The 11,146-nt window shown below is 60.7% G+C and carries 10 protein-coding genes; 7 read left to right on the top strand and 3 right to left on the bottom strand.

Going from position 1 to position 11,146, the window contains the following annotated elements:
- The coding region (locus tag ABK249_RS06200; protein ID WP_348862447.1) for a transposase at positions 1-197 on the top strand (197 nt) is incomplete at its 5' end.
- A 222-nt stretch (positions 198-419) separates the two neighbouring features.
- Here ABK249_RS06200 and ABK249_RS06195 read toward each other — a convergent pair.
- Both ABK249_RS06195 and ABK249_RS06190 read right to left on the bottom strand, forming a co-directional pair.
- Complete coding sequence (locus ABK249_RS06195; RefSeq protein ID WP_348862446.1) at positions 420-2,342, bottom strand: TRAP transporter large permease; 1,923 nt, start codon at positions 2,340-2,342, stop codon at positions 420-422.
- Between the two features lies 1 nt (position 2,343).
- Positions 2,344-2,904: a TRAP transporter small permease subunit gene (locus tag ABK249_RS06190; RefSeq protein WP_037155818.1), complete on the bottom strand. Its 561-nt coding sequence runs from the start codon at positions 2,902-2,904 to the stop codon at positions 2,344-2,346.
- A 438-nt stretch (positions 2,905-3,342) separates the two neighbouring features.
- On the opposite strand from ABK249_RS06190, the gene ABK249_RS06185 reads away from it, so the two are divergent.
- From ABK249_RS06185 to ABK249_RS06160, 6 genes are all read left to right on the top strand, one after another.
- Positions 3,343-5,664 carry a putative bifunctional diguanylate cyclase/phosphodiesterase gene (locus tag ABK249_RS06185; protein WP_348862445.1) on the top strand — a complete coding sequence of 774 codons (2,322 nt, stop codon included), beginning with the start codon at positions 3,343-3,345 and terminating at the stop codon, positions 5,662-5,664.
- Between the two features lie 168 nt (positions 5,665-5,832).
- On the top strand, positions 5,833-6,591 hold the full coding sequence (locus ABK249_RS06180; RefSeq protein ID WP_037155821.1) for an N-acyl amino acid synthase FeeM domain-containing protein: 759 nt from the start codon (positions 5,833-5,835) through the stop codon (positions 6,589-6,591).
- A gap of 181 nt (positions 6,592-6,772) precedes the next feature.
- The gene (locus ABK249_RS06175) at positions 6,773-6,997 is read left to right on the top strand and encodes an aa3-type cytochrome c oxidase subunit IV (RefSeq protein ID WP_037155824.1); all 225 of its coding nucleotides are present in this window, start codon (positions 6,773-6,775) and stop codon (positions 6,995-6,997) included.
- Positions 6,998-7,081: 84 nt separating this feature from the next.
- Positions 7,082-8,365, top strand: coding sequence for a Re/Si-specific NAD(P)(+) transhydrogenase subunit alpha (locus ABK249_RS06170; RefSeq protein ID WP_348862443.1), 1,284 nt, complete (start codon positions 7,082-7,084; stop codon positions 8,363-8,365).
- On the top strand, positions 8,365-8,784 hold the full coding sequence (locus ABK249_RS06165) for an NAD(P) transhydrogenase subunit alpha part 2 (protein WP_348862442.1): 420 nt from the start codon (positions 8,365-8,367) through the stop codon (positions 8,782-8,784). The genes ABK249_RS06170 and ABK249_RS06165 overlap by 1 nt, the downstream gene beginning before the upstream one ends.
- A 14-nt stretch (positions 8,785-8,798) precedes the next feature.
- The gene (locus tag ABK249_RS06160; RefSeq protein ID WP_037155832.1) at positions 8,799-10,199 is read left to right on the top strand and encodes an NAD(P)(+) transhydrogenase (Re/Si-specific) subunit beta; all 1,401 of its coding nucleotides are present in this window, start codon (positions 8,799-8,801) and stop codon (positions 10,197-10,199) included.
- Between the two features lie 160 nt (positions 10,200-10,359).
- Here ABK249_RS06160 and ABK249_RS06155 read toward each other — a convergent pair whose 3' ends face one another.
- On the bottom strand, positions 10,360-11,136 hold the full coding sequence (locus ABK249_RS06155; RefSeq protein WP_233470299.1) for a tetratricopeptide repeat protein: 777 nt from the start codon (positions 11,134-11,136) through the stop codon (positions 10,360-10,362).
- Positions 11,137-11,146: the final 10 nt, after the last annotated feature.

Below are 11,146 nucleotides of genomic sequence, written 5' to 3'. Positions count from 1 at the left end.
GGCTGTTCTTCCTGCCGCAATACTCCCCCGATCTCAATCCGATCGAAAAGCTCTTCGCCAAGATCAAACACCGGCTACGCGAGGCGCAGGCCAGAAGCCGCAACGCCATCCATGACGCGCTCGCAACCATCCTCCAAACCGTTTCTCCAAAAGAATGCCAGAACTATTTCAACGAGGCCGGATATGAACGGATCTAAAATCATCCCGCTCTAGGCAAGAGCCTTGCCCTCGAACCGGAGGTGATGCGATGTGGAAACCACTGAGCATTACGATATTGGCAAGGAGAAAACGGACGGGCTGGTCAGTCTCCGTCCGATTTCAATTCCTAGCTAGATAGCAAAAGGAAGGCAGGGCTCCACCCCTGTCTTCCACTCCGAAATATACTCTCCCATCAGGATGCTGATAAGAGAAGCCGCCCCTCAAGGATTGATCTTCGGGGGCTGGCTCAGATCGGGATTGCCGGAAGGGGCTGTTCCCGATGCCGGCGGTGCCGGTTGCTGGCCCTGGCCTCCCGCGGGCGCCTGGGGAGCAGGGCCGCCCAGATCAAGCGGAGGAAGGCCCAGTTGGGGCTGTGCCGGCGCGCCGCCCGCCGGTGCCTGCGGCGAAGGCCCGCCAAGGTCGAGCGGGGGAAGCCCCATCGAGGGGGCCTGGCCGCCCGTGCCGCCGGGCTGATTGCCAAGCGGCGGCAGGCCGAACGGTGCCGGTGCGGAGCCGTTCTGGTTGCCGAAGCCCGGGATCTCGATCTTCACGTCGTCCGGGTTCACAGCCTGCTGGTCGCTCTTGTAATGCATGACCAGGCCCGGGAAGGCGATCACCACCAGGATCATCGCGAACTGGATGACGATGTAGGGCAGCACGCCGCGGTATATTTCCGAGGTCTTCACGCCTTCCATCATTTTGCCCGTCACCTTGTCGGCCCAGGGAGCCGAGGGCGCGATCGAGCGCAGGAAGAAAAGAGAGAAGCCGAAGGGCGGCGTCAGGAACGATGTCTGCAGATTGACGCCGAGGATGATGCCGAACCACACGAGGTCGATGCCGAGCTTTTCGGCCACCGGCGCGAGCAGCGGCACCATGATGAAGGCGATCTCGAAGAAATCGAGGAAGCAACCCAGGATGAAGACGATGATCGTCACCACGATCAGGAAGCCGTATTCGCCGCCCGGCAGGGCAAGCAGCAGTTCCTCGATCCAGACGTTGCCGTTGATGCCGTAAAAGGTGAGACCGAAAACGCGGGCGCCGATCAGGATCATCATCACGAAGGCGGAGAGCTTCGTGGTGGAATCGAGCGCGCTTTTTATCGACGCGAACGTCAGGCGCCGTTTGGCGAATGCCAGGATGAGAGCGCCGGTGGCACCCATGGCGCCGCCTTCGGTCGGCGTCGCGATGCCGAGGAAGATGGTGCCGAGCACGAGGAAGATCAGCGCGAGCGGCGGGATCAGCACGATGATCACCTGTTCGGCGAGCCTCGAAATGATCTTCTTCTGCATCCGCCCGTTGACGATGGCAACGACGTAGGCGACTGCGATCGCAAAGGCCATCGCCGCGACAAGCCGCCATTCGGGACTCTGGATACCGGTGAAAAGGACGTGGAGCCCGAGGTAATAGAGAGCCACGGCGATCGCGATCATCACGATGAGGGATGTCACGCCGTTGCCGAGCGTGCGCGCCTCCAGCGGCAGGGCAGGGGCCCATTGCGGCTTCGTCATCGATACTATGAACACATAGACACAATAGACCGCAACGATGAGCAGGGCCGGATAAAGAGCGCCGACATACATGTCGCCGACCGAGCGGCCGAGCTGATCGGCCATGACGATCAGCACCAGCGAGGGCGGCACGATCTGAGCGAGCGTTCCCGATGCGGCGATGGTGCCGGAAACGAATGGCCGGTTATAGCCGTAACGCAGCATGATCGGCAGGGAAATGAGGCCCATCGCCATGACGGAGGCGGCGACCACGCCGGTGGTGGCGCCGAGCAGCGCGCCGACCAGGATCACCGCATAGGCGAGACCGCCCCGGACAGGACCGAAAAGCTGGCCGATCGTGTCGAGCAGGTCTTCGGCCATGCGCGACCGTTCCAGGATGATGCCCATGAAGGTGAAGAACGGAATGGCGAGCAGGGTATCATTGTACATGATCCCGTAAATGCGTTCGGGATGGCTCTGCAGGAGCGGCCAGAAGAGCCGGATTTCCGGCGAAATAGTCGAAAGCTCGACCCCGATGACGAAATAGGCGAGGCCGCCGGCTGCCAGCGTGAAAGCGACGGGGTAGCCGAGCAGCAGCATCGCCATGACGCTCGTGAACATCACGAGCGGGAGGTTGTGGGCAATGAAATCGATCATGTCAGACCTCGGACGCGGCGGGCGGCATCTGGCCGGCTTTATCTTCGCGCGGGTCTTCGATCCGGCCGGTCACGACCGCGAAGCGCTTGATGATCTCCGACAGGGCCTGGAGCAGGAGCAGCATGAAGCCGAGCAGTACGGCAAGCTTTGCAGGCCAGATGATCAATCCGCCGGCATTCGAGGATATTTCGCCGGAGCGGTAGGAAAGCCAGAACCAGGGCCAGGCGAGCCATGCCATCAATCCGGCAAAGGGGAGCAGGAAGATGATGTGCAGAACGAGGTCGATGATGTCCCGGGTTTTCTTCGACCAACTCGACGACAGGATGTCGATGCGGACGTGCTCGTTCTGCAGAAGCGCATAAGCCGCGCCCAGCATGAAGACCGTGCCGTACAGGTACCATTGCACTTCCAGCCAGGCGTTGGACGACAGGTCCAGCGTCTTGCGCAGCACGGCATTGCCGGCGCTGATCAGAACCGCCGCCAGCAGCAGCCAGGATACGGATTTGCCAATTGCCGTCGTAACAGCGTCGACGAGCCGACTAAATACAAGCAGTCCAGCCATTATTTTCCCCTCCTCTTGGACTTATTTTGAGTGATTATCAGGTCCTGGGTCATGATAGGATAGTGTTTGGCCGGAAGCGATAGCCTCCGGTTTCGGTGGCGCGACGTGTATTGACTGGTGCGGCAAAAATCAATCGCCGGATAACCGGGAAAGCCTGAAATCGGTGGCTTTCGGCAAGGTTTTTCGCGTTTTGTTGAGTGCAAACAGCGGAGGATTCGACGAAAGTCGGAGAGCGTTTTGGACGATCGATGGATGCGAATGACGGCCGCGTTGCAAATCCCAATTCGGCACAGGTGTTGGAATTTTAGCTATCCTGTTTGGAATTCATTGAGCAAACTCTCAACAACCCCCCACTGATTAGGGGGGGATGAGCCATTTGCACAATCAATTTTTAAAAGGTTTTCAGCAGTGTTGGCCGGAACCAAAGGGATGAACCCGATGAAAGAGACTGAAGCGAAGGTGCTGCAGACGGACGTGTACCTGTCGTTCGTCAGCTCACTGTTTGGCAATCGCGGCACGCTGGCGACGGGCATGATCGTGCACGTCATGTGGTGCTTTCTCGTCTTCAGCGATACCGGTTCAGTCTTCTATCTCGGCATGGCGGCGTGCTTCGTCGCGGTTTTCCTCTATCGCATCACGGGTTTCTGGCAGTTCGACCGTCTCGACAAGCAGTCCCTGTCCCGTGAACAAATTGCTTCCATCGAGCGCGGCTATGTCGTCGGAGCGGCGATGACCGCGCTTCTGCTGGGTATTGCCAGCGGTTACGCGCTTCTTGTCCTGCAGAGCACATTTGCGGCTTTCACCTGCATCGCGATGACGCTCGGCACGATGATGTCCATCGTCGGGCGCAATTACGGTTCACGTCATGCGGTGGATTTTCAGATCATCGGTTGCTGCCTGCCGATCATCGTGGCCTGTATTCTAACCGGCGAACTGAATTTGGCGTTGATGTCGTTGCTGCTGATCCCGTTCGGACTTACCACGCGCTCCATGGCCAAGGGGGTTCGAGACTTCCTTTACGAGAATGTCATCGCTTCGCGTGAAATGACGCTCATCGCCGGCCGCTTCGACACCGCGCTCAAGACCATGGCCCACGGCCTCATGATGCTGGACGGTAACGGCAGGATCGAAGTCATCAATCGTCAGGCCCGCGATCTCCTGGGACTTGATCCTGCTGTGGACGTGAAAGACAGCGAACTCGTGAACGTGCTGCGGCAAGGCACCGTCCGCGCCTCCGACGCAATTATCCAGCAGATCGCCCTATTGGCCAAAGGGACGTTGAACCGGGCACTGTTTCGATTCAGCGGTGAACGCCACCTGGAATTTTCCGTGAGCCATCGCTCCGATGGCGGCGTGGTCCTGATTTTCGAGGATGTCAGCGCCCGCGTGGCCGCGGAGGAAAAGATCCTGCATATGGTGCGGTTTGACGCGCTGACAGGCCTGCCGAACCGCGGCTATTTCGCCGGGCTGGCGGCGGAGAAGGTGAACGGTCGCGGCGAGGCGCTGGCGGCTCTCGCCGTGTTCGACGTCGACGGCTTCAAGCATGTCAATGACATGCGCGGCCATGTGGTCGGCGACCGGCTGCTTTCGGCGATCGCGGCCCGGTTTGCCGCGCTCGGGACGGACAACATGCTGACCGGACGCCTGATCGGCGACGAATTCGTCATCCTGCTTACCGGTGGCGAAGACAGTGGCGGGCTGGAGCAGCAAATCCGCCAGCTTCACGCGGGAATTCAGGGAGATTATCATGTGGAGGGCCTGCGCCTGACGGTTTCCATGAATGGCGGCTGCGTCATCCTGCCCTCGCAGGATTTCGACATGGAGAACTGGCAGATCAAGGCCGACCTCGCCCTTAACCATGCAAAGTCCGAAGGGCACGGTGCGCTGACCGTCTTCCGGCCGGAAATGGACGCGCAATATATCGATGAGCAGAAGCTCCGTGCAGACCTTCGGCTCGCGGTCGCCAACGGAGCCCTCCATGTCGTCTACCAGCCCATGTACCGGCCCGACGGTTCCGTCATCGAATGCAGCGAAGCCCTGGTGCGCTGGCACCATGCCGAACGCGGCCTGGTCGGCCCGAACATCTTCATCCCCATGGCGGAGGATATGGGCCTCGTCTCCCAGATCACGCGCCTGGTCCTCGATCAGGCCTGTCGCGATTGCATGACCTGGCCCGACCCGATGGGCGTCTCCGTCAATCTCTCAATCCAGGACCTGCGCAATGACGAGATCGTCGGATACGTGGCGGACGTTCTGAAGCGCCATTCGCTCGATCCCTCCAGGCTGCACCTGGAGGTGACGGAAAGCTGTTTCATGGACGAGCCCGTCGCGGTCAGCGCGATTCTCAACCAGTTCCGGGCGCTCGGCGTCACGATTGCGATCGACGATTTCGGCACCGGCTTCTCGAGCCTCAGCTACCTGGATTCGCTGCCGGTCGACATCGTCAAGATCGACCGGGCCTTCATCCGCAATATCGGCGAGGACCAGCGCAAGCTGAAGCTCCTGCGCGGCATCGTACACCTGTCGCGAGAACTCGGCCTGAAGATCATTGTGGAAGGCGTCGAGACGCGGGAGCAGCTCGCGCTCATCAATCGTCACCGTTTCGCCGATCTGGTGCAGGGTTACGTCTTCTCCATGCCGGTGGATGCCGACAGAATCACCGAGCTTGCGGCCACCGCCTCGCCGACCGGCAAGCTTTCCACCCTGCGGCGCGGTGCAAAGAACACGCAAAGCTCCGCGTTCAGGGCAGCCGCACGCTGACCACTGCCTAAAATCTGAGCGAATGCGATTGGATTTCGTGCAGCCGGAAGGCCGATCCGGTGCTTTTTAACCATAATATTTAAAACTTTATTAAAATCGGCATTCGCTTATTGCAGCCCTGTCGCCTTTTAGGGTTAATTCCTGGTTAACGCCCCAGGAATGACCTCAATGCAAACAGAAAAGACCTTTTCAGACGGATATTTTTCCAGCAAGCTTCTTGAGACCTTGGATCACATAGAATACCGGCGAATCGAAAGCCATGAGGATTTCGAGGATATCGCACGGCTGAGATATAGAGCCTATAAAGCGCACAATGTGCTGCCTGTCGCTGTGAGCAGCATGCTCGACGAGATCGATTTCGACAGTCATGCTTATGTCTTCGGCGTCTATTATTACGAAGAGCTCGTCAGTACATTACGTATTCATTATGTAACGCCGGAGCATCGGGTATCCCAGTCGAGCGGCATTTTTCCCGATGCGATCAACGCTTTTCTCGATGCCGGCCTCACGCTCATCGATCCGGCGCGATTCGCCATCGATGCGGAATTCGCCAACGAGCGCTCGACGCTTCCCTATCTCACCGTCAGGCCGACGATCATGGCGGCGATCCATTTCGACGCGGATCGCATGCTCCAGCATATACGACCTTCGCATGCGGCGTTCTACAGACGCTTCTTCTATGCCGATACCGTCGTTCCGCCGACCATGACAAAAACCTATGGCTTCGAGCTGACCTTGCTTGCATCGCGTACGCGGGAGATAAGGTCGAAACTGATGCGGCGTTTCCCGGCGTTTCAATCCGAGGCCTTCGAGCGGCGGCTTATGTTCGACCGGTCTTCGCGCTTCGAGATTTCGCCGCTCACCATCCTTCCGACGGCCCGGATTGCCGTCAGGCCGGATTCTCCCGAGATGGTCTACGTGACGTGACGAGCGTACGGGAGCGGCGTTTCGTGCCATTGCGCTTTCCAGCCGCTTTGTGTAAGGCCTGACGTGACGTTCATCTTGCTGCTCTAGGCATGATCGAGGACGTTCAAGAGGGTTTTTCCGCGCGCGAAAACGCTTGACCCCGCGGGTCGCGTGCGGCTGGTGTTCTAAGGAGACGGGACAGATGGACAATCACCATAGCGGGCCGGTGGAAACAGGGGCTTCCATGGACTATTCGGAACATGAGAAGACCTACAACATGTTCATCGCCGGTGCGAAATGGGGCACGATGGTCACCGCCGTCCTGCTGATCGCAATGGCCGCCGGTTTCTTCGGCGGCGTGGGCTTCCTCGGCAGCCTCATCGTCTTCATCGTTCTCAACATCGCCGGCGTCTTCCTGCTGCGCTGATCCTGACCGGCCGGATTTGTCTCTGGCGTAAGGGGGGATGAGATGTCGCGCCCTCCTGCGATATCGACTGGGAGGAAACAGTCTTTGGCGAAGATCGTATTTGTAAGCCGCGAAGGTTCGGAAGAGCCGCGCGTATCCGCATCACCCGAAACGGTAAAACGGCTCGTCGGCCTCGGCTTTTCGATGGTCGTCGAGAATGGTGCAGGGCTGGCGTCGGGCATTCCCGACGCAGATTTCGCATCTGCCGGCGCCCGTATCGGGACCGCCGCCGATGCCGGAGCGGCCGATATCCTGCTCAGGGTCAACCGACCGACGGCCGCGGAGATCGCCTCCTATAAATCGGGCGCGGTCGTGTTTGCGGTCATGGATCCTTACGGCAACGAGGCGGCACTCGCCGGGATGGCGAAGGCCGGGCTCACCACCTTCGCCATGGAGCTGATGCCGCGCATCACCCGTGCGCAATCCATGGACGTCCTGTCGTCCCAGGCAAACCTTGCCGGCTACCGCGCCGTGATTGACGCGGCGCATGAATACGGCCGGGCCATGCCGATGATGATGACGGCGGCCGGCACGGTTCCTGCCGCCAAGGTTTTCGTGATGGGGGCGGGCGTTGCCGGCTTGCAGGCGATTGCCACCGCAAGGCGCCTTGGCGCCGTCGTCTCCGCGACCGACGTGCGCCCGGCCGCCAAGGAGCAGGTCGCCTCGCTCGGCGGCAAGTTCATCGCTGTCGAGGACGACGAGTTCAAGGCCGCCGAGACCACTGCCGGTTACGCCAAGCCGATGTCGGCGGAATATCAGGCCAAGCAGGCGGCGCTTGTCGCCGACCACATTGCCAAGCAGGACATCGTCATCACCACGGCCCTCATTCCGGGCCGTCCGGCGCCGAAACTCGTCACGCGCGCCATGCTCGCCTCGATGAAGCCGGGCTCGGTGGCGGTCGATCTCGCGGTCGAGCGCGGCGGCAATATCGAAGGTTCCGAAAAGGGCAAGGTCGTCACCGTCGAGGGCGTCACCGTCATCGGTTATGCCAATGTCGCCGGCCGCATCGCCGCATCCGCTTCAGCGCTTTATGCGCGCAACCTCTATGCCTTCATCGAGACTATGGTCGACAAGGGCACGAAGGAGTTTTCGATCAATATCGAAGACGAACTCGTCAAGGCGACGATGCTGACGAACGGCGGCGCGGTCGTGCATCCGACCTTCGCGACGGCTGTGCCCGCCGAAGAGCCGGCAGCGGCGCCGGCGCCGAAGAAGGCGGCGCCTAGGAAGGAGAAGGTGGTTTCGCCCAGTGACGCACCGGCGGAAAAAGCCACGCGCGCGCGCCGTAAACCTGCCAAGGACGATGCCGCGAAGAAGGAGGGGCTTTGATGGCGAATGAAATTATGAACAGGGCGTTGGAAAGCCTCGACAATGCGGTCGCCGCCGTGAAGGCCGCCGCCGAGCAGGCGCCCGAAGTTGCCAATGCGGCCGGTGCGGCCGCCCATGCCGTTTCCGGCGGCGCGATCGATCCTTTCGTCTTCCAGCTTGCGATCTTCGTGCTGGCGATCTTCGTCGGCTATTACGTCGTCTGGTCGGTGACGCCGGCGCTGCATACGCCGCTGATGGCCGTCACCAATGCGATCTCCTCGGTCATCGTGGTCGGCGCACTGCTCGCAGTCGGCGCCTCGCTCAGCGGGTTCGCCACCGGTTTCGGCTTCGTCGCTCTGGTGCTCGTCTCGGTGAATATCTTCGGCGGCTTCCTGGTGACCAGCCGGATGCTCGCCATGTACAAGAAAAAAGATCGCTGAGGGACGCCTAGACGATGTCGCAGAATCTCGCAGCCTTCCTTTACCTCGTCTCCGGCGTGCTGTTCATCATGGCGCTTCGGGGGCTTTCCCACCCCACCACCAGCCGTCAGGGCAATATCTACGGCATGGTCGGCATGGCAATCGCCATCGTCACCACGCTTCTGCTCGCCACGCCGACCTTCGGCGGTTTCATCCTGATCGTGCTGGCGCTCGCTATCGGCGGCGGGGCAGGGGCCTATATCGCCCGCACCATTCCGATGACGGCGATGCCGCAGCTTGTCGCCGGTTTCCATTCGCTGGTCGGTTTCGCCGCCGTGATGGTGGCGGCCGCGGCACTCTATGCGCCGCACTCCTTCGGCATCGGCGAGATCGGTGAGATCCACGGTCAGGCGCTGGTCGAGATGGCGCTGGGTGCCGCGATCGGTGCGATCACCTTCACCGGCTCGGTCATCGCCTTCCTGAAGCTCGATGGGCGCATGTCCGGCAAACCGATCCTGCTGCCCTACCGGCATTTCATCAATATCGGCCTGCTGGTGCTGATCGTCGTCTTCATCGTCGGCCTGGTGCAGACCGAGAGCCATTTCGATTTCTGGCTGGTCGTGGGGCTGGCGCTGGCGCTCGGCGTGCTGCTCATCGTGCCGATCGGCGGCGCCGACATGCCGGTGGTCGTATCGATGCTGAATTCCTATTCCGGCTGGGCGGCCGCCGGCATCGGGTTCACGCTCGGCAACCTGGCGCTGATCATCACCGGCGCGCTGGTCGGTTCGTCCGGCGCGATCCTGTCCTACATCATGTGCAAGGGCATGAACCGCTCCTTCATCTCCGTCATCCTCGGCGGCTTCGGCGGCGAGACCGCTTCGGCCTCCGGCGACGACGGCGTGCAGCGGACCGTCAAGCAGGGGTCGGCCGACGACGCTGCCTTCCTGATGCAGAACGCCGAGAAGGTGATCATCGTGCCGGGCTATGGCATGGCGGTCGCCCAGGCGCAGCATGCGCTGCGTGAGCTTGCCGACACGCTGAAGGAGCACGGCGTCGAGGTCAAATACGCCATTCATCCGGTCGCCGGCCGCATGCCGGGCCATATGAACGTGCTGCTCGCCGAGGCGAACGTGCCCTATGACGAGGTCTTCGAACTGGAAGACATCAATGCCGAGTTCGCGCAAGCCGACGTCGCCTATGTCATCGGCGCCAACGACGTCACCAATCCTGCGGCGCGCGACGACAAGTCCTCGCCGATCTACGGCATGCCGATCCTCGACGTCGACAAGGCCAAGACCTGCCTGTTCGTCAAGCGCTCGCTCGGCTCCGGTTACGCCGGCATCGACAACACGCTGTTCTACAAGGACGGTACGATGATGCTACTCGGCGACGCCAAGAAGATGACGGAAGATATCGTCAAGGCGATGAAGCACTGACGCAAGCGATTGCTGAATAGTGAGTATAAAAGCCCGGCGATGCCGGGCTTTTTCGTGGGTCGGTTGCTCGAAGATTTCGATCTTTATCGCGACGAGGCCAGCGACCAATAGACTCGGCAACGGAAAACCTTCCACGCCTCGAGTGCTATGAAGCGGAGTCTCAGCTTGTCGCGCGGGTGCGGGAAGCGCCGTCAACGGCGGGCTTGTAATTCGGGTCGAGGCGCACAGCGTGCGAATAGGATCGGTAGGCGCGTGACTTGTCGCCCTTGCGTTCGTAGACCAGCGCCTGGTTCGCCCAGGATTCGGCGAGCTTGTCGTTCAGCTCGATCGCGCGGTTGAAGTCGGCGAAGGCGTTGTCGTCGTCATTCAGCGCGACGTAGGAAATGCCACGTCCGTTATAGGGTTCTGCCGAATTGGGCGAGAGCGAGATCGCCTTGGAAAAATCCTCGATCGCCTGGGCATGCTGGCCGCGAAGCTGGTAGATCAGGCCGCGGTTATGATAGGCGCGGCCGTCGGTCGTATCGAGTTCAATCGCCTTGGAGAAATCGTTGAAGGCTTCGTTGGTGCGGCCCGCCTGACGGTAGATATTGCCCCGGCCGATATAGGCGACATCATAGCTCGGGTTGATCTGCAGTGCCCGGTTGTAGTCATTGGCGGCGTCCACCGGCTTGCCCATGTTGCGATAGACGAGCGCCCGGTTGGCATAGGCCTGGTAGAACTGCGGATTGAGCTGGATGGCGCGATTGAAGTCGTCAAGCGCGCGGGAGAATTCGCCTGCACGTCCGTAAGCCGTGCCGCGGACATTGTACCCTTCCGGATCATTCGGATTGGCATTGATGACCGCCGAGAGCGAGGAGATATTTTCCTGGCTGCCCTGGGCACGGTCAACCGTGATCATGTCGGTGGAGGTCGTCGAGCAGCCGGCAATCGCCAGCATGGCGAACAAC

This window comes from Neorhizobium phenanthreniclasticum, from assembly GCF_040066075.1.
Lineage (GTDB): Bacteria > Pseudomonadota > Alphaproteobacteria > Rhizobiales > Rhizobiaceae > Neorhizobium > Neorhizobium petrolearium.
The sequence above is the reverse complement of the archived record's forward strand: the minus strand, read 5'-3'. Positions and strand labels throughout refer to the sequence as shown.

Coding starts and splice junctions, on each gene's coding strand:
- ABK249_RS06195 (WP_348862446.1), bottom strand. CDS start 2,342: ATGATCGATTTCATTGCCCACAACCTCCCGCTCGTGATGTTCACGAGC.
- ABK249_RS06190 (WP_037155818.1), bottom strand. CDS start 2,904: ATGGCTGGACTGCTTGTATTTAGTCGGCTCGTCGACGCTGTTACGACG.
- ABK249_RS06185 (WP_348862445.1), top strand. CDS start 3,343: ATGAAAGAGACTGAAGCGAAGGTGCTGCAGACGGACGTGTACCTGTCG.
- ABK249_RS06180 (WP_037155821.1), top strand. CDS start 5,833: ATGCAAACAGAAAAGACCTTTTCAGACGGATATTTTTCCAGCAAGCTT.
- ABK249_RS06175 (WP_037155824.1), top strand. CDS start 6,773: ATGGACAATCACCATAGCGGGCCGGTGGAAACAGGGGCTTCCATGGAC.
- ABK249_RS06165 (WP_348862442.1), top strand. CDS start 8,365: ATGGCGAATGAAATTATGAACAGGGCGTTGGAAAGCCTCGACAATGCG.
- ABK249_RS06160 (WP_037155832.1), top strand. CDS start 8,799: ATGTCGCAGAATCTCGCAGCCTTCCTTTACCTCGTCTCCGGCGTGCTG.
- ABK249_RS06155 (WP_233470299.1), bottom strand. CDS start 11,136: ATGCTGGCGATTGCCGGCTGCTCGACGACCTCCACCGACATGATCACG.